Genomic DNA, 18,474 nt, shown 5'->3' on the forward strand with positions numbered 1-18,474 from the left:
GTGCGTCGATCGGCTCAGGATGCAGTCTCACGCCGCCTTGCGCCCGAAGACCTCCGCCACCGCGATCCCGCCGACCACCAGGGCGAGGGCCAGGGCCTCGACGGCACCGAACGGCTCGCCCACCAGCCCCACCGCCAGGATCGCCCCGAAGACCGGCACCAGGTTGTTGAACAGGCCGGCGCGGTTCGGGCCGATCGTCTCGACCCCGCGCATGTAGGCGAGCTGCGCGACCAGCGACGGCCCGAGCGCCGTGAAGGCGATCAGGGCCCAGCCGGGGAGGCCCGGCCAGAGCACCCGGCCGCTCGCCCACTCGCCGACGAGCAGCGGCATCGAGGTCGCCCAGGCGGCGACCGCCATGGCGGCGAAGAAGGCGAGGGCCGGGACGGCCGGCCGCGAGGGGAGGGCGACGGTGTAGCCGGCGTAGAACAGGCAGGCGAGCCCCACCAGGAGGTCGCCGCGGTTGAGGTCGAGGGCGGCGAGCCGCGCGAGGTCGCCGTGGCTCGCCACCAGCACCACCCCGGCGAGCGTGACGGCGGAGCCGAGGACCTGGCCGGGCCGCACCGGGACGCCGCGGACCAGGAAGTTGAGGACGAGCACCAGGACCGGGATCGTGCCCTCGATCAGGGACAGGTTGACGGCGCTGGTCAGCGCGCCCGCCTCGTAGGTCAGGGCGTTGAAGCCGGTATAGCCGACCCCGCCCATCAGCAGGATCATCGGCCAGTGCGCCAGGAGCGTGCGCCGGTGCGCCCAGGTCTCGCGCCCGGCGAGCACCGCGATCGCCGTGAGCGCGATCGACCAGCGCAGGGCCACCAGCGCCTGCGGCGAGACGAGGCCGACCGCGACCTTGCTCGCCACCGCGTTGCCGGCCCAGAGCAGGGTCGCGAAGGCGAGCAGCGCGTAGGCCGTCGCGGCCGACGCTCGTCTCACGCCAGCGCCATCAGGAAGCGCTCGATCAGCTCCAGGGCCCGCTGGGTCATGGCCAGGGGGTAGCGGATGAAGACGTGGCAGCCGCCGGTATAGACGGAGGTGTAGCCGCCGTTGTTGGCCGCGGCCCAGCGCATCGACATGAACAGGGTGTCGTCGAGGAGCGGGTCGCGGGTGCCGACCGAGAACAGGGCCGGGGGCAGGCCGGCGAGGTCGGCGTAGAGCGGCGACACGTCCGGCGAGCGCCGGGCGACGCCCTCGGGCACGAAGCCGTCGGCGAAGCGGCGTATGTCGGTGGAGTTGAGGACCAGGCGCTCATCGCCCCAGTTGCGGGCGCTCGCGGTGACGCCGAGGTCGTAGAGGCCCGAGAACAGGTTGGCGCCCCTGAAGGCCTTCGGCAGCCGGTGGCGGTCGCGCAGGCGCAGCAGCGTCATCACGCTCAGGTGCGCGCCGACCGATTCGCCGCCGATGGTCAGCGCCTCGACCCCGAACAGCTTGCGGCCCTCGTGGTAGAGCCAGAGCGCCGCGGCCTCGCAATCGTCGATCGGGGCCGGGTAGGGGTGCTCCGGCGCCAGCCGGTACTCGACCGAGACGCAGACGAAGCCGCAGCGCTCGGCGATGCGCTCGAGCCAGGGGTCCTGCTCGTCGGACCCGCCCCAGACCCAGCCGCCGGAATGGATGTGCAGGTAGGCGCCCCGGGCCTTCCGCTGCGGCCGGATCACCCGCAGGGCGAGCGGCCCGCCGGGGCCGGGAATCGTCATCGTCTCGGCCCGGCTGCTGCGCGGCATCGCCGGGTAGGCGAGGCTGCCCCGCCGCCGGCGCTCGCGCACCTCGGCCACCGGCATGGACCACGGGTCCGGCGCCTGGCCTTGAGCGGCGGCGATCTCCCGGTTCAGCCGTTCGGCGTCGGGATCGGTTTTCGCCGGGTCGAAGAGCGCGTGGTCGATCATGCTCGGGGTATCAATCTCGCGGCGCTGCGCCGCCGGCGCGGGCGGCGGAGCGTCTCGGGGTTGCGGTCGGGCCGCCCTGCGGCCCTCGATGGGCTGACAGGCATCGCGGGCTGTCGGGCATCTTGGGATAATCCGCGAAGGTTGCCATCTCAGGTCGGGATTGCCAAACGGTGCAATGCGTCAGCCTGCGCCGGGTTTCGTCGAAACCGTGGCAATTTGGCAACGGTCGGGCCGATTCCGCAGAGGCAGGGTCGCGAGGAAGCATGAGCGAGCAGAGATTCCACCGTCCCTTCGGCGGCCAGGGCCCCCGCGAGACGGGATCCTACGGCCAGGGCCCGGCCGGTTACGATCCGGGGCCCGGCGGCTTCCGGGAGGGCCGGTCCTCCGGCCTGCACCGCTTCCTCGGCGGCTCGCCGGGCGCGGTGTTCGTGCGGCTGGTGTTCCTGTCGCTCCTCGTCGGGGCCGGCATGGCGATGCTCGGGGTCACGCCCGGCCTGCTGTTCGCCCAGGCCTACGAGACGCTGCACTCGCTGATGGCGCTCGGCTTCGAGACCTTCCACGATGCCGGCCGCTGGTTCGTCGCCGGCGCCGTGGTGGTGGTGCCGCTCTGGCTCCTGTCGCGCGTCTTCGCCCGCGGCCGCTGACCGGGAGCGACCGATGACCTCCGTCGCGGGCCCGCACGGCGCGAGCCCTGAGATCACGCATCGCCGGATGCTGGCGCTCGCCGTGCCGATGACGCTCGCCAACGTCACGACGCCGCTCCTCGGCCTCGTCGGCACGGCGGCGGTCGGGCGGCTCGGCGACGCGGCGCTCCTCGGCGCCCTGGCGCTGGGGGCGGTGATCTTCGACACCCTGTTCTGGACCTTCGGCGCCCTGCGCATGGCCACCGCCGGCCTCACCGCGCAGGCCACCGGGGCCGGCGACCGCCGCGAGGTCGATCGTACCCTCGCCCGGGCGCTGGCGGTCGCGCTGGGGGTCGGCCTCGCCATGGTGGCGCTGCAGGGACCGCTCGCCGCGGCGGCGTTCCGGCTGTTCGGCGCCAGCCCGGCGGTGAACGCGGCGCTCTCCGGCTACTTCGCGGTCCGGATCTGGTGCGCGCCGTTCACGCTCGCGAACTACGCCATCCTCGGCTCGACGCTCGGCCGCGGCCGCACCGATCTCGGCCTCGGGCTGCAGGTCGCGATCAACGTCGTCAACGTCGTCCTCACCCTGCTGCTCGTCCTCGGCCTCGGCACCGGCGTCGCCGGGGCGGCGCTCGCCACGGTGCTGGCCGAGATGGCCGGCACGGCTCTGGGCCTCGTCGTGCTGCGGCGTCTCGGCGCCCGGCCCTGGCGCGTCCCGGCCGCGGAGATCGTCGAGCGGGCCGGCCTGACCCGGATGCTCGCGGTCAACGGCGACGTGATGGTGCGCACCCTCGCCCTCATCACCGCGCTCGCGCTGTTCTCCGGCCTCGGGGCCCGCGCCGGCGACGTCACGCTGGCGGCCAACGCGGTGCTGCAGAACCTCTTCCTCGTCGGCAGCTTCTTCCTCGACGGCTTCGCCACCGCGGCGGAGGTCCTGTGCGGCCAGGCGCTCGGCGCCCGCGACGAGGGCGCCTTCCGGGGCGCGGTGCGGCTGTCGCTCGGCTGGTGCCTCGGCTTCGCGCTGGCGGTCTCGGCCCTGTTCCTCGCGGTCGGCGGCCCGTTCGTCGACGCGGTCACCACCGCGCCGGAGGTGCGGGCCTTCGCGCGCGACTACCTCGCCTACGCCGCCCTGACGCCGCTCGCGGCGGCGGCCGCCTTCGCGTTCGACGGCGTCTATGTCGGGGCGACCTGGACCCGGGCGATGCGCAACCTGATGCTGGCGGCGCTCGCCGTCGACGCCGCGATGCTGGCGCTGACCCGCGACCTCGGCAATGCCGGCCTGTGGCTGTCGATGCTCGCCTTCCTCGCCGCGCGCGGCCTCGGCCAGGCCCTGCTCTATCCGCGGCTCGCGGCCGGCGCCTTCCCGCCGGTGCGGGAGCCCGTCCTGACGGGCGCGACGCGATGAGCGCAGATCAAGGCCTCTCCGGCGGGTGCCGCTGCGGTGCCGTGCGCTACGCGGCGGAGGGCGAGGCCCGGAACGCCACGATCTGCCACTGCCGCGACTGCCGGGCCGCCACCGGCGCGCCGATGGTCGGCTGGCTCACGGTGCCGCGGCAGGGATGCCGCTTCTCCGGCGCCCCGGCCTGGTCCCGCTCGAGCCCGCGGGCCGAGCGCGCCTTCTGCCCGGCCTGCGGCACGCCGCTCGCCTTCCGGTCCGACGACACGCCCGACGAGATCGACCTGACCCTGGCGAGCCTCGACGACCCGGAGCGTTTCCCCCCGCGCGACCATGTCTGGGTCTCCCGCCGCCTGTCCTGGGTCGCGCTGCCGGACGGGATGCCGGCCCATCCGCGGGCCCGGGGCGACGCCTGAGCCCGCCCGCACCATTCCCGCCGCTTCCCGAGACGATTCCCGCATGACGACGGCGGACCCGAGCACGCCCCCCGACGATCCGTACCTGGCGCCCCGCGCGGTCGACGACCTGTCGACCTGCGCCTTCAACCACACGATCGACCTGCCCGGGCACGGCACGGTCGAGGGGGCCTGGGACCTGCGGGCGGGGCTCGACGCCTATCTCGGCGGCGTCGCGGTGGCGGGCAAGCGCGTGCTGGATTTCGGCGCCACCAGCGGCTTCCTCGGCTTCGCCATGGAGGCGCGCGGCGCCGAGGTGGTGGCCTACGACTTCGCCGGCGAGGCGGTCTGGGAGATGGTGCCCTATCCCGATTTCGAGCGCGCCGTGATCGCCCCGGAGATCCGCAACCACCTGCACCGGTTCGAGAACGCCTGGTGGTACGCCCACGCGGCCCTGGACTCGCGGGCGCGGCGGGCCGGCGGCTCGCTCTACGGGGTGCCGGAGGCGGTCGGCCCGGTCGACGTCGCGGTCCTCGGCAACGCGCTGACGCGCCTGCGCGACCCGTTCCGCGCGCTCCACGGCGTCCTGCGGCTCACCCGCGAGACCGTGGTGGTCACCGAGATGCTGCCGAAATCGCTCCATCTCCTGCGCTTCCTGCCGCGCAGCCTCGGCCTGCCGGTCTTCCTCCTGCCCCGCAGCAACCAGCGCATCCGCTTCGACGCCTGGTGGACCATCGCGCCGACGACGATGCAGGAGCTGCTCGCCATCCTGGGCTTCGGCGAATCGGCGGTGACGTATCACCGCCAGACGCTGCTCGGGCAGAAGCGGCTCTGCTACACCGTGGTGGCCCGGCGCACCGAGCCGACCAATCCGGAGCTGTGAGGAGGCGTCACGCCGTCCGCGCCAGCTCCGCGGCGTCCCGGCCGACGAACTGGGCGAGGCTGCGGAGCCCCTCCGCCTCCATCCGGCGCACCAGCCCCGCCTTGATCTCGCCGACGAGGCCCGGGCCGGCATAGACCAGGGCCGAGTAGAGCTGGACCAGGCTGGCGCCGGCCCGGATCTTGGTCCAGGCGGCCTCCGCCGAATCGACCCCGCCGACGCCGATCAGCGGCAGCCCGGCCCCGACGCGCAGGAAGGTCTCGGCGAGGAGCCGGGTCGCGGGCGAGAAGAGCGGCCGGCCCGACAGGCCGCCGGTCTCGGCCCTGGACGCGCCCCTGAGGCTCGCCGGCCGCGCCACGGTGGTGTTGGAGACGACGAGGGCGTCGATGCCCCGGCGCCGCGCCGTCGCGGTCATCGCGTCGAGGCCGTCGAGGCCGATATCCGGGGCGATCTTGAGCAGCACCGCCGTGCCGGCTCCCGCTTCGTCCCGGGCCGCGACCACCCGGGCGAGCAGGTCGTCGAGGAAGGCTTCACCCTGGAGGTCGCGCAGGCCCGGCGTGTTGGGCGACGAGACGTTGACGGTGATGAAGTCGACGAGGCCGGCCAGTCCCCGGGTGCAGGCGACGTAATCGGCCAGCCGGTCGGTCGCGTCCTTGTTGGCCCCGATATTGACCCCGACGATCCCCGGACGGTCCCGCCGGGCGGCGAGCCGCGCCCGCACCACGTCGAGCCCCTCGCTGTTGAGGCCGAACCGGTTGATGACCGCGCCGTCCTCCGGCAGCCGGAACACCCGCGGGCGCGGGTTGCCGGGCTGCGGCCGGGGCACCACGCCGCCGACCTCGACGAAGCCGAAGCCGAGCCCGAGCAGCGCGTCGGGGGCCTGCGCGCCCTTGTCGAATCCCGCGGCCAGGCCGATCGGGTTGGGAAATTGCCGCGAGATAACGGTTACGCAGAGACGGGGATCGTCGGCCGGCGGCTGCCGCAGAGGGAGCCGGGCGAGGGCCCCGACGGTCAGGCCGTGGGCGGTCTCGGCGTCGAGCGCGTGGAGCAGGGGGCGGACGAGGGGGAAGAGGGCCGGGATCACGGTCAACCCTTGATGGAGCCGGGGAAGATGTGGCGGCCGTCCGGTCCGGTCGGCAGCGGCGTCACGCTCGTCACCGCCGAGAGCGGCAGCGGGCCGTAGAGATGGGGAAACAGGGCGCCGCCGCGGGACGGCTCGTAGCGCAGCGTTTCGCCCAGGGCCGCCTCGTCGACCGCGATCAGGAGAAGATCGTCCTGTCCCGAGAAGTGCTTGGCGGCAGTCTCGGGGACCTGGGCGGCGGTCGAGAAGTGGATGAAGCCGTCCGCCAGATCGACCGGCGCGCCGTCGAAGCGGCCGGCGGCCTCGGCGTCCCGCCACAGGGCGCGGGGGCAAATCTTGTAGATCAGGGGCATGGGCGGCGCGGGCCTCCTCGGCGGTTCGGCCGCGAGCGATAACGGCGGCGGGACAGGTCGGCAACGCCGTTGCCTTTCGGTGAGGGTTCGGTAGTTTACATTTGTTAGTTCGGCGGTGAACACCGCCCCGCGTCAGGCCAGGCCCCCATGCTGTCCCACGAGCGAATCTGGTCGGCGATCGATCTGCTGGCCCAGCGCCACAACCTGACGGCGTCCGGCCTGGCGAAGCGCGCCGGTCTCGACGCGACGAGCTTCAATCGCTCGAAGCGGGTCAGTCCCGACGGGCGCAAGCGCTGGCCGTCGACCGAATCGGTCGCCAAGATCCTGGCCGCCACCGGCGCCACGCTCGACGACTTCCTGCGCCTGATCGAGCCGCGGGGAACGGATTCCCGCATCGTGGTGCCGCTGATCGCCAGCCGGAACGCGACCGGCCAGATCGGCGCCAACGGGCTGCCGGGCAACGGCAGCGCGCTCCAGGAGATGGAGCTGCCGGGGCTCGGGCCGGAGAGCTGCTTTGCCATCGCGGTGCAGGACGGGGACCTGACGCCGTTCTACCGGGACGGCGACGTGCTGGTGGTCTCGCCCACCGCCGTGATGCGCAAGGGCGACCGCGTCGTGACCTGCCTCGGCGACGGCGGCATCCTGGCGGCGGAGCTGAAGCGGCGCACCGCCCGGGCGGCCGAGCTGTGCGGTCCGGTGCCGGGCGAGCCCGACCGGGTGATCCCGTCCGCCGACATCGCCTGGATGGCCCGGGTGATGTGGGTGCGCCAGTAGCGTCCTATTCCGCCGCCTGCCGGCCGCGCCACTGGGTCAGCAGGGCGCGGAGCGCGGCCGGCTTGAGCGGCTTGCCCAGCACCTGGACCCTCTGCGCGGCCGCCGCGTCGCGCACGTCCGGCGAGCGGTCGGCGGTCAGGAGGACCGCCGGGATGTCGGCGGCGAGCGCCGCCCGCAAGCCCGCGATCAGGTCGAGGCCGGTGCTGCGGTCGAGGTGGTAGTCGGCGACGATGACGTCGGGACGGACCTGGCCGCCGAGGACGAGGGCCAGGGCCTCGCTGAGCGAGCCGGCGGTGTGGAGCGCGCAGCCCCAGCTGCCGACGAGCACCCGCATCCCGTCGACGATCGCCGGCTCGTTGTCGACCGCCAGCACGGTGAGCCCGGCGAGCGGCACGACGGCGGGGCGCGGCGCCTCGCCCTGCGCCTCGAGCGCCGGCCGCAAGGGCGCGCCCGGCACCGAGACCGAGAAGACCGAGCCGCGGCCGGGCTGGGAGGCGAGGGTCACCGGATGGTCGAGGAGGCGCGCCGTCCGCTCGACGATCGACAGGCCGAGGCCGAGGCCGCGGGCGACCCGCGCGCCCTGGTCGAGGCGCTGGAACTCGCGGAAGACCAGCGTCTGCTGCGCCGCCGGGATGCCGAGGCCGGTATCGCCCACCGTCAGCACCACCCGGTCGCCCCGCCGGCGCGCGCCGACGAGGACCCGTCCCTCCGGCGTGTACTTGATGGCGTTCGAGACGAGGTTGTGCAGCAGCCGGCGCAGCAATTGCCGGTCGGAGCGCAGGGCCAGCGACGAGGGCAGGACGGTGAGGCGCAAGCCCTTCTCCTGCGCCGTCGGGCCGAATTCGCGCTGGACCTGGCGAAAGAGGTCCGACACCCGCACGATCGACAGCTGGGGCTTGAGCGCCCCGGTATCGAGCCGCGAGATCTCGAGCAGTGCCGTCAGGATCTCCTCGACGGCGTCGAGCGAGGCGTCGACGTTCTCGGCCAGCGTCGGGTCGGTGCCGCGGTCGCGCTCGACGAGGGCGCTGGCGTAGAGCCGCGCCGCGTTGAGCGGCTGCAGGATGTCGTGGCTGGCGGCGGCGAGGAAGCGGGTCTTCGAGGCATTGGCCGCGTCGGCCTCGGCCTTGGCCCGGGTCAGGGCCGCGTTGAGGCGGGTCAGCTCCTCGGTGCGCTCGCGCACCCGGGTCTCGAGCTCCTCGTTGAGGCGGGTGCGGGCCTCCTCGGCGGCGACCGAGTCGGTCACGTCGGTATAGGTCGCGACGACGCCGCCGTTCGGCAGCAGGTTGGCGCGGATCTCGATCACCCGGCCGCTCGGGTGCAGCCGCAGGCGCTGGGGGCCGGATTCGAGCCGGAAGGCGGCGATGCGCTCGCGCACCAGGGTGTCGGCGTCCCGCGCCCCGTAGGCGCCGCGGCCGGCGTTGAAGCGCACGATCGCCTCGAGCCCGATGCCGGTCTGGATCATGTCCGGCGGCAGGTCGTAGAGGTCGGCGAAGGCGCGGTTCCAGACGATCAGCTTCATGTCGCGGTCGAAGACCGTGATGCCCTGCTTGGCGTGGTCCAGGCCGTGCTGGAGGACGTCGCGGCTGTACTGGAACGCCGCCGAGGCGTCGTCGAGGAGCTTGAGCGCGGCCTTCGGCGAGACGTTGCGCCGGCGCAGGAGCAGCGACAGGGCGAGCCGGGCCGAGGCCGCCCCGATCGCCGAGGCGAGCAGGTGCTCGGCGTGGCGCAGCTCCGGCAGGCCCGCCACCGCATCGCCCCGGAAGGGGCCGCGCCCCTGGCCCTGCGCGAATTCCTCGAAGGCCCGCACCGCCCGCTCCTCGCCGAGGAAGCGCGCCACGGTCGCGCGCAACTCCCCCACGGTGACGGCGCTGCGGAACAGCCGGAAGCTCGGCGCGGCGGGGCCCGCCTCGTCGAAGCCCGAGACCTGCCCGAAGGCCTCGGCCTGCAGGCGCTCGATCGCGGTCGGCGGCCGCAGGAGCGAGAAGCCGACATAGGCCAGGGTGTTGAGGCCGAGGCTCCACAGCGTGCCGTGGACGAGGCGGGGAAAGTCGTCGATGCCCATCAGGGCCGTCGGGCTCAGCGCCTCGATGCCGAACGGCCCGTCGGCGATGAGCGCGGCGCCCCAGCCGTCGCCGGTGATCAGGCTCGGCAGCAGCAGGGTGTAGAGCCAGACCGCGAAGCCGACGGTGAGCCCGGCCGCGGCGCCGGTGCCGGTGCCGCGGCCCCAGTAGAGCGCGCCGACGAAGGCCGGGCCGATCTGCGCCACCGCCGCGAAGGAGAGGAGCCCGATCGAGGCGAGCGCGACCTCGCCGGCGACCCGCGAATAGGCGTAGGCCACCAGCACCACCGCGACGATCGCGACGCGCCGCACCGCCAGCACGTAGCCGCCGAGATCCGGCGCGCCGGGCTCCGGCGACGGCGCGGCGCCGGCCACCAAGTTGCGCCGGCGCAGCGTGACCGGGATGACGAGGTGGTTCGAGATCATGATCGCCACCGCGACCGATTCGACGATCACCATCGCGGTGGCGGCCGAGAGGCCGCCGATGAAGGCGACGAGGGCGATGCCGTCGGCGCGCTCGTGCAGGGGCAGCGCCAGCACGGTCATGTCGCGCTGCACCGTCCCGTCCGGAAACAGCGCCAGGCCGGCGAGGGCCAGCGGCACCACGAACAGGTTGATGAGTACGAGATAGAGCGGGAAGGTCCAGGCCGCCCGGCCGACATCGGCGACCGCGCGGTTCTCCACCACCGCCATGTGGAACTGGCGCGGCAGCAGCAGCACGGCCGCCGCCGAGAGCAGGGTCTGCACGACCAGCGTCGCGGGGCCGGAGGTCTGCCCGGCCAGCGCCCCGACCCCGTGCACGGCGCTCGCGGCCGCCGGCAGGTCGCGCAGCATCCAGCCGACCACGAAGCCGCCGACCGTCAGGAAGGCGAGGAGCTTGACGAGGGATTCGAGCGCCACCGCGAGGGTCAGCCCGTCCTGGTGCTCGGTGGCGTCGGCGTGGCGGGTGCCGAAGGCGACCGCGAAGCCCGCCAGGACCAGCGCGACGAACAACCCGAGATCGCCCAGCATGCCGGCCGGCGCGCCGATGCCGTCGGTGGCGCGCAGGAAGACCTGGAGCGAGGCGGCCACCGCCCGCAATTGCAGGGCGATGTAGGGCACCGCGCCGACCACCGAGATCAGGCAGACGAGGGCGGCGATGCGCTCGCTCTTGCCGTAGCGGGCGGCGATGAAGTCGGCGATCGAGGTCGAGTTCTGCGCCTTGGCGATCCGCACCACCCGGGCGACCAGCCGGTAGCCGAGGCCCACCACCAGGACCGGGCCGACATAGATCGTCAGGAAGTCGAGGCCGGCATGGCTCGCGAGGCCGACCGAGCCGAAGAAGGTCCAGGAGGTGCAGTAGACCGCGAGCGACAGGGCGTAGATCGTCGGCCGCACCCGCGCGTCGCGCATCAGCGCCCGCCCGGCGACGTCGCCCCAATGGGCGACCGCGAACAGGCCGCAGATATAGACGAGGGCCGTCAGCACCACCGTCCAGCCCGCGATCATCGCACGTCGTCCGTCCCGGCCCGGGCGGGGGCCCGGGCATCCTTGGTCGGCGCTTGTCTAGACCATTTCGGGGCCGATGCGACCCCGGTGAAGGCTCAAGCCTCCACTCAGCCGTGGCAGGTGCAGCCGGCGTGGTCGCAGCCGGCATGGTGGGGGTGACCCTCGGCGCATTCCTCGCAGCAGAAGGACTTGCCGTCGCGCGACACCGCCTTCGCGGCCGGGACGACGCAGACGCAATCCTCGCAGGCGCACTTCACGGTCTCGGTGGTGGGGCTGGTCATGGTTCGGGTTCCTCTCGGTCGGTGTGGTCGTGGCGGTGCTCGTGCGGCTCGGTGAGGTGGGCGACCATGTTGCGCAGCACGTCGCGGACGTGATCGTCGTCGATCGCGTAGGCGACGTGCCTGCCGTGGCGGATTGCCCGCAGGATGCGCGCCGTCCGCAGCAGGCGCAGATGATGCGAGGTCAGCGATTGCGACAGGCCGAGCGCCTCGCCGATCTCGCCGACGGTGCGGTCCCCCTCCAGGCAGCCGAGCACGATGCGCAGGCGGTTCGGCTCGCCCAAGAGCCGGAAGACCTCCGCCACGTCGCCCACCTGCTCCGGTGAGAGCTGGCGCACGCCTCACCTCATATCAACGCATGAACACGTGCTCATGTGTTGCTGCCGCAGGGAGAGATGTCAAGCGCGGAAGAGGGGCGGGTCGCGGGCATTCCCGATGACGGGCCGGAGGTTCCGCCGGCTGGTGGACGACGCTTTTCCCCCATGCCGGTAGGCGTTGAAGCCGCGAACGCAATCGACCCCGCGGTGCCGTGGGCACCGCGGGGTCGGGCGACGGTCGGAACGGCGAGCGGCTGCGTCAGGCGACGGCGCGCGACCGCATCATCTCCGGGCCGTTGCCGACCACGCGGGTGTAGAGCGAGGAATAGCCGTCGGCGGCCTTGTCCCAGCCGAACTCGCGCGACATCGCGTTGCGGCGCATCGTGCCGAGGCGGCGCTTCGACGCGAAGGTGTCGAAGGCGCGGCGGATCGCGCCGCTGAGGCCCTTGAGCGAGGCCTCGCCGAACAGGAAGCCGGTGACGCCGTCCTCGACCGTGTCGGCCAGCCCCCCGGTGCGGTGGGCGATCGGCAGCGAGCCGAAGCGCTGGGCGTACATCTGGGCGAGGCCGCAGGGCTCGAAGCGCGACGGCATCAGCAGGAAGTCGCTGCCGGCGAACATCCGGTGGGCGTCGGTCTCCTCGAAGCCGACGCGGACGCCGACCGCGCCGGGATGGCGCCGGGCGAGGTCGAGGAAGGCGGCCTCGAAGCGCGGCTCGCCCTGGCCGGTGACGACGAGCTGCCCGCCTTCGGCGACGATCGATTCGGCCGCCGCGAGGGTGAGGTCCACGCCCTTCTGGTGCACGAGGCGCGACACGATGGCGAAGAGCGGCCCGCGGGAGACGCCGAGGCCGAAGCGGGTGCGCACCGCATCGGCGTTGGCGCGCTTGCCCTTCCAGTCGTCGGGCTCGAAGCGGGTGGCGAGGTGAGGGTCGGTGCGCGGATCCCAGCTCTCGTCGATGCCGTTGAGGATGCCGGCGAGCCGGCCCTGGTGGGCGCGGGTGCGCAGCAGGCCGTCGAGGCCGCAGCCGAATTCCGGCGTGGTGATCTCGTGGGCGTAGGTCTCGCTCACCGTGGTGACATGGGAGGCGTAGAACAGGCCGGCCTTGAGGAAGGACAGCTTGCCGTAGAATTCCACGCCGTCGATCTGGAAGGCGCTCTCCGGGACGCCGAGGCGGCCGAGATTCTCCCACGGGAACAGGCCCTGATAGGCGAGGTTGTGGATGGTCAAGACGCTCGGCGTGCGCTGGCCGCGCCAGGCGAGGTAGGCCGGGGCGAGCGCCGTCTGCCAGTCGTTGAGGTGCAGCAGGTCGGCGCGCCACTCGAGGTCGACGCCCCCGGCGATCTCGGCCGCCGCCAGGCTGAGGCGGCCGAAGCGCAGGTCGTTGTCGCAGAAATCGACGCCCTGGTCGCCGTAGGGCGAGCCGTCGCGCTCGTAGAGGGCGGCGTTGAGGATGACGTAGACCGGCAGGCCGTCGCCGGTCTCGATCAGGCCGAGGTCGCAGGGCGGCATCTCGGCGCTGCCCGCGAGATGGGCCACCACCGCCATGTCGGGGTGGCGCTCGACCACCTGGCGGTAGCCCGGGATCAGGATGCGCACGTCGTAGTGCTGGCGCAGGGCCCGGGGGAGGGAGGCCGCGACCTCGCCGAGGCCGCCGGTCTTCACGAAATCGGCCATCTCCGGCGTGGCGTAGAGGATCCGCGGCTTGAGCGAGCCGCGCAAGCCCTCGACGGTTCCCCGCGGGGAGCCGCCGGACGGCAGAGCCGGCGCCTGCGAAGCCGACCGTGCCGACGCCGGAAATGTCATGAAGAGCCCCCACGCCGCGAGCCGGGCAGATTGCGTGCGGTCGTTGTTCGCGGCGTACCGCCACGACAACGCGCCATTCCCGCCCCGGTTCCAGTGCACTGCACAATATCATGGCACGCCGGGGCGGCAAGAAAAATCGACGTAGAGGAGAAGAAAAAATTCCCGTTTCCGCCAATCCGCAAAGCTGTGCCGCGTCGGGCGCAGAGCTTAGGCGGGTAAAGGCCGCGTCAGCCTTCCGCCGCCGGAGCGCGCCGGGCGAGGACGAGCGCCTCGTCTCCCGCAAGTGCGAAATGCCCGTCCCGCGGGCCCTCGCCGCGCCGGCCGCCGGCGCTCGAGAGCAGTACCTCCCAGCCCGACCCCGTCGGCACCTCGGTGGTGCAAGCATCGTGCCCGAAATTGAGGGCGATCCGCAGGACCTCGTCGGCGTGCAGGCGCTCGTAGACGAGGACGGGCCCCGCGACCGACACCGCCCGGTAGGCGCCGACGCTGAGCGCCGGGTGTTCGCGCCGGAGCGCGATCAGCCGGCGGTGCAGGGTCAGGATCGAGGCCGGATCGTCGCGCAAGCACTCGACGTTGCGGGTCTGGGCGGCGGGATCGAGGGGCAGCCACGGCTCGACCGTGGAGAAGCCGGCCTGGGGGCCGGGCTGCCACTGCATCGGCGTGCGCTCCGGGTCGCGGCCGCGACCGGGCTCGTTGTGCTCCCAGGGGTCGCGCACCCGCTCAGGGGGGATCGGCACCCGGCCGAGGCCGATCTCGTCGCCGTAATACAGCGTCGGCGTGCCCCGGAGCGTGAGGAGCAGCACGGCGGCCACCCGGGCTTGCGCGTCGCCGACCCGCGCGGCGATGCGCGGCTGGTCGTGGTTGCCGAGCACCCAGTTCGGCCAGCCCCCGGCCGGCAGGGCCGCCTCGTACTCGGCCACCAGGTCCGCCACGGCTTGGGCATTCCAGGGCGTCTGGATCAGCTGGAAGTTGAACGGCAGGTGCGCGCCCGACAGGTCGGCGCCGTAATAGGCCACCAGCCGCTGCAGCGGCAGGTAGATCTCGCCGATCAGCACCCGGGCGTCGTACTCCTCCAGCACCGCCCGCATCTCGGCGATGACGCCCATCACCTCGGGCTGGTCGGCGGAGTGGAGCTGAAGCAGGCGGTTGATCTCCGGCTCGCCCGGCACGTAATCCGGGTTGACCGGGTTGTCGCGAAGGCCATCGTCCTTCATCAGGTGCCAGATCACGTCGACCCGGAAGCCGTCGACGCCGCGGTCGAGCCAGAACCGCAGCACGTCCATCATCGCGGCGCGGACCTCCGGGTTGCGCCAGTTCAGGTCGGGCTGCTCGCGCAGGAAGGCGTGGTAGTAGTACTGCCCGGTCGCCGGATCGAGCGTCCAGGCCGGGCCGCCGAAATTGCTGATCCAGTTGTTCGGCGGACCGCCGTCCGGAGCCGGATCGCGCCAGATGTACCAGTCGCGCTTGGCGCTGTCGCGCGACGCCCGCGCCTCGCGGAACCACGGATGCTCCTGCGAGGTGTGGTTCGGCACGAAGTCCATGATGATCCGCAGGCGCCGGCGATGCGCCTCGGCCACCAGGGCGTCGAAATCGGCGAGCGTGCCGAAGAGCGGGTCGATGTCGCAGTAATCGGAGACGTCGTAGCCGTAATCCGCCATCGGCGAGCGGCACACCGGCGACAGCCACACCGCGTCGGTCCCGAGCCAGGCGAGGTAGTCGAGCCGGGCGGTCACGCCCCGGAGGTCGCCGACGCCGTCGCCGTTCGTGTCCTGGAACGAGCGCGGATAGACCTGGTAGACGACGCCCGCCTTCCACCATAGCTCGCCGGCCAGCAGCCGGGCCGGCGCCGCTTGCGCGCCTGCGGGCTTCGCGTCCTCGGTCATGCGGGGCTCCTGGCCATGCTGGGCTCCTGGCGAGCGCCGCATTGGGCGCAATTGAATTTGACGCTGGGGTTGAGCGGAGGGGCGAGGGGCCGTATAACGGAGGCCGGACGGCGCCCTGCTGGGAAGCCGTCCCGTCGTGTCCGGTTCCCGTGCGCCTGCGCGCGAGGCCCGGAGCGTGGCACGCCTGCATCACCGGCGGCCGCGACACCATCATGACACCGCCGACGGGGAGGGGGGCGCGACCGCGCCCTTGCGGCGGGCGGGGTGCGGCTGCGCTCCGCTACCGATCCGCCGGAAGAGCGGTTCGCGACGACCGTGGAGTTAGACCGAAGGTGCAACCCTGCCCCGACGGGCAGGCCTTCCCCAGGGGCATCGGCTAATCCTAAGGTCCGGCATGCGGACGGCGGGAAGCGCGTTCACACTCGCTTCAGGCCGCTTCGCCAAAATCAAGTCTCGTTTCCGTGAGACGTGTCGGGACAGCAACACGCGGTCAATGGCGTGCTCGAGCTTGTCACGGCGTCTCGACATTGCCGTTCCACAGCCACACGATGCTGCCGTGGCCCAAGGTTTGCTGCATAGCACGCGACGCGAGATCGCGCTGCAGCAACGCGAGACCTGCGGCAGCGAAGGGGGTTCCAAAGTGCTGAACGAAGTTCTTCTGTCCGGTCGCCAGCGTGACGAAGCCCAGCAGGATGCTGCGGCGCCGCGCTCCTGGATGCCTCAGGCCGCGGCCGCCGCGCCCGCCGGCGACGAGGTCGCGGTGATGCGCACCGCGATCCTGGCCAAGCTCGCCTACGGCCTCGGCAAGACGCCCGCCACCGCCCGCGACCGCGACTGGTTCGTGGCGACGGCGCTGGCGCTGCGCGACCGCGCCGTCGCCGCCAGCGCGATCTCGGCCGGGATCGTGCCGGCGAAGCGCGTGCATTATCTCTCGCTCGAGTTCCTGATCGGCCGCCTGCTCTCCGACGCGATGGGCAACCTCGGCGTCGCCGAGACCGTCCGGGCGGCCCTCGCCGGCCTCGACGTCGACCTCGACGCGGTGGCGGGCGCCGAGCCCGACGCGGCGCTCGGCAACGGCGGCCTCGGCCGCCTCGCCGCCTGCTTCATGGAGAGCATGGCGAGCCTCGCGATCCCGGCTTTCGGCTACGGCATCCGCTACGATCACGGCCTGTTCCGGCAGGTGATCGAGGACGGGGTCCAGCGCGAGGTGCCGGAGACCTGGCTGTCCGAGGGCAACCCCTGGGAGTTCGAGCGGGCGGAGGCCGCCTGCGAGGTCGGCTTCGGCGGCGACGTCGCGATGAGCGTCCAGCCGGACGGCACGCTGCGGCGCGTCTGGCGCCCGGCCGAGACCGTGCGCGCCGTGCCCTACGACACCCCGGTGATCGGCCGCGGCGCCAAGCACGTCAATGCGCTCCGCCTCTGGGCCGCCCGCGCGCCCGAGGCGATCGACCTCGCCCGCTTCAATGCCGGCGACCATGTCGGGGCGGTCGCCGAGCGCGCCCGGGCCGAGGCGATCTCGCGGGTGCTCTACCCGAGCGACGGCACGCCGGCCGGCCAGGAACTGCGTCTGCGCCAGGAATACTTCTTCACCTCGGCCTCGCTGCAGGACCTGGTGCGCCGCCACGTCGCCGAGCGCGGCGACCTGCGCTCGCTGCCCGACCACGCGACGATCCAGCTCAACGACACCCACCCGGCCATCGCCGTGCCGGAGCTGATGCGGCTCCTCGTCGACGTGCACGGCCTGTCCTGGGAGGATGCCTGGCACGTCACCACGCAGACGCTGGGCTACACCAACCACACCCTGATGCCGGAGGCGCTGGAGACCTGGCCGGTCGAGCTGATGGAGCGGCTGCTGCCGCGCCACATGCAGATCATCTACCTGATCAACTGGATGCACCTGGAGGAGGTGTCGAAGCACGGCGCCTCGCCCGAGGGGCTCGCCGAGGTCTCGCTGATCGACGAGAGCCACGGCAAGCGGGTCCGCATGGGCCATCTGGCGTTCCTCGGCGCGCGCCGCGTCAACGGCGTCTCGGCGCTGCACACCGAGCTGATGCGCCAGACGGTGTTCGCCCCGCTCCACGCCCTCGACACCGACAAGATCGTCAACAAGACCAACGGCATCACCTTCCGGCGCTGGCTCCACAACGCCAATCCGGGCCTCACCGCGCTCGCCGTCGAGGCGGTCGGCGCGAAGGTGCTCGACGATCCGCGCCACCTCGAGGGACTGGCCGCCTTCGCCGACGATGCCGCCTTCCAGGCGCGCTACGCGGCGGTTCGCCGCGAGCGCAAGGAGGCGCTCGCCCGCGTCGTCGAGGAGCGGACCGGCATCGCCCTCGATCCCGAGGCGCTGTTCGACGTCCAGATCAAGCGCATCCACGAGTACAAGCGCCAGCTCCTCAACATCCTGGAGACGGTCGCGCTCTACCAGGCGATCAAGGCCGAGCCGCACCGCGACTGGACGCCCCGGGTCAAGCTCTTCGCCGGCAAGGCGGCGCCGAGCTACCACCAGGCCAAGCTCATCATCCGGCTCGCCAGCGACGTGGCCAAGCGCGTCAATGCCGATCCGGACGTGGCCGGCCGCCTGACCGTGGCCTTCGTGCCGAACTACTCGGTGAGCCTCGCCGAATCGATCATCCCGGCCGCCGACCTGTCGGAGCAGATCTCGACCGCAGGCCTCGAGGCCTCGGGCACCGGCAACATGAAGCTGGCGCTCAACGGCGCGCTCACGATCGGCACGCTCGACGGCGCCAATATCGAGATCAAGGACCATGTCGGTCCCGACAACATCTTCATCTTCGGCCTCGATGCGGCCGGCGTCCAGCGCGTCCAGTCCCAGCCGGGCTACGCGGGACGGGCCATCGCGGCCTCGCCCCGGCTGCGCGGGGCCCTCGACATGATCGCCGCGGGCGGGTTCTCCCCCGAGGAGCCGGGCCGCTTCCGCCCGCTCGTCGACGAACTGACCCACGGCGACCGCTTCCTGCTCACCGCCGATTTCGACGATTACTGGCGCGCCCAGCGCGAGGTCGACGCGGCCTGGCGCCGGCCGAAGACCTGGTGGCGCTCGGCGATCCTCAACACGGCACGCACGGCGTGGTTCTCGTCGGACCGGACGATGCGGGAATACGCCGAGGAGATCTGGCGGGTGCGGGTGGGCTGAGGCCGTCCGACCCTATGAGCAATAAAGAAGCCCCGCGGCGCGAGCCGCGGGGCTTCTTTTATTTGGAAGCTATGGTGATTCGAGATTGCCGGCTAGAGCGTCGTGTCTGAAA

Annotated in this window: 15 protein-coding genes; 6 read left to right on the plus strand and 9 right to left on the minus strand. The window is 72.7% G+C overall.

From position 1 onward, the window contains the following. Window positions 1–27: 27 nt before the first annotated feature. A complete protein-coding gene (locus A5481_RS20790; RefSeq protein ID WP_048434015.1) occupies window positions 28–927 on the minus strand; it encodes a DMT family transporter in 900 nt (299 codons plus the stop codon). Then, window positions 924–1,874: an alpha/beta hydrolase gene (locus A5481_RS20795; protein ID WP_048434016.1), complete on the minus strand. Its 951-nt coding sequence runs from the start codon at window positions 1,872–1,874 to the stop codon at window positions 924–926. Before A5481_RS20795 ends, A5481_RS20790 begins: the two co-directional genes overlap by 4 nt. A gap of 263 nt (window positions 1,875–2,137) precedes the next feature. Between A5481_RS20795 and A5481_RS20800 the strand changes: the two genes are divergently transcribed. From A5481_RS20800 to A5481_RS20815, 4 genes are read left to right on the plus strand one after another with little or no spacing between them, the layout of a single operon-like run. Beyond that, complete coding sequence (locus A5481_RS20800; RefSeq protein WP_048434017.1) at window positions 2,138–2,518, plus strand: DUF6460 domain-containing protein; 381 nt, start codon at window positions 2,138–2,140, stop codon at window positions 2,516–2,518. 13 nt (window positions 2,519–2,531) lie between these two features. Then, window positions 2,532–3,902: an MATE family efflux transporter gene (locus tag A5481_RS20805; protein WP_048434018.1), complete on the plus strand. Its 1,371-nt coding sequence runs from the start codon at window positions 2,532–2,534 to the stop codon at window positions 3,900–3,902. Next, entirely contained in the window at window positions 3,899–4,309 is a 411-nt protein-coding gene (locus A5481_RS20810) for a GFA family protein (RefSeq protein WP_048434019.1), read from the plus strand. Before A5481_RS20805 ends, A5481_RS20810 begins: the two co-directional genes overlap by 4 nt. Before the next feature lie 43 nt (window positions 4,310–4,352). Beyond that, the gene (locus A5481_RS20815) at window positions 4,353–5,171 is read left to right on the plus strand and encodes a class I SAM-dependent methyltransferase (protein ID WP_053082369.1); all 819 of its coding nucleotides are present in this window, start codon (window positions 4,353–4,355) and stop codon (window positions 5,169–5,171) included. A gap of 7 nt (window positions 5,172–5,178) precedes the next feature. On the opposite strand, the gene A5481_RS20820 is transcribed toward A5481_RS20815, so the two are convergent. Together A5481_RS20820 and A5481_RS20825 are read right to left on the minus strand one after the other, a co-directional pair. Then, on the minus strand, window positions 5,179–6,252 hold the full coding sequence (locus A5481_RS20820; protein ID WP_048434029.1) for a quinone-dependent dihydroorotate dehydrogenase: 1,074 nt from the start codon (window positions 6,250–6,252) through the stop codon (window positions 5,179–5,181). Between the two features lie 2 nt (window positions 6,253–6,254). After that, window positions 6,255–6,602 carry a DUF952 domain-containing protein gene (locus A5481_RS20825; protein WP_048434020.1) on the minus strand — a complete coding sequence of 116 codons (348 nt, stop codon included), beginning with the start codon at window positions 6,600–6,602 and terminating at the stop codon, window positions 6,255–6,257. Window positions 6,603–6,749: 147 nt separating this feature from the next. On the opposite strand from A5481_RS20825, the gene A5481_RS20830 reads away from it, so the two are divergent. Then, complete coding sequence (locus A5481_RS20830; protein WP_048434021.1) at window positions 6,750–7,376, plus strand: S24 family peptidase; 627 nt, start codon at window positions 6,750–6,752, stop codon at window positions 7,374–7,376. Between the two features lie 4 nt (window positions 7,377–7,380). Here A5481_RS20830 and A5481_RS20835 read toward each other — a convergent pair whose 3' ends face one another. The 5 genes from A5481_RS20835 to A5481_RS20855 form a co-directional block, all read right to left on the minus strand. Next, window positions 7,381–10,923, minus strand: coding sequence for a NahK/ErcS family hybrid sensor histidine kinase/response regulator (locus A5481_RS20835; RefSeq protein ID WP_048434022.1), 3,543 nt, complete (start codon window positions 10,921–10,923; stop codon window positions 7,381–7,383). A 107-nt stretch (window positions 10,924–11,030) separates the two neighbouring features. Then, complete coding sequence (locus A5481_RS20840) at window positions 11,031–11,204, minus strand: metallothionein (protein WP_048434023.1); 174 nt, start codon at window positions 11,202–11,204, stop codon at window positions 11,031–11,033. Further along, window positions 11,201–11,539: an ArsR/SmtB family transcription factor gene (locus A5481_RS20845; RefSeq protein WP_048434024.1), complete on the minus strand. Its 339-nt coding sequence runs from the start codon at window positions 11,537–11,539 to the stop codon at window positions 11,201–11,203. The genes A5481_RS20840 and A5481_RS20845 overlap by 4 nt, the downstream gene beginning before the upstream one ends. 238 nt (window positions 11,540–11,777) lie before the next feature. After that, a complete protein-coding gene (gene glgA, locus A5481_RS20850) occupies window positions 11,778–13,193 on the minus strand; it encodes a glycogen synthase GlgA (protein WP_245238828.1) in 1,416 nt (471 codons plus the stop codon). Between the two features lie 356 nt (window positions 13,194–13,549). After that, complete coding sequence (locus A5481_RS20855; RefSeq protein WP_048434031.1) at window positions 13,550–15,154, minus strand: alpha-amylase family glycosyl hydrolase; 1,605 nt, start codon at window positions 15,152–15,154, stop codon at window positions 13,550–13,552. A 766-nt stretch (window positions 15,155–15,920) separates the two neighbouring features. Here A5481_RS20855 and A5481_RS20860 point away from each other — a divergent pair. Continuing rightward, a complete protein-coding gene (locus tag A5481_RS20860) occupies window positions 15,921–18,362 on the plus strand; it encodes a glycogen/starch/alpha-glucan phosphorylase (RefSeq protein WP_425339734.1) in 2,442 nt (813 codons plus the stop codon). The last annotated feature ends 112 nt before the right edge of the window (window positions 18,363–18,474 follow it).

Origin of the sequence: Methylobacterium platani (assembly GCF_001653715.1) — a bacterium.
In the GTDB taxonomy this organism is placed as follows: domain Bacteria; phylum Pseudomonadota; class Alphaproteobacteria; order Rhizobiales; family Beijerinckiaceae; genus Methylobacterium; species Methylobacterium platani.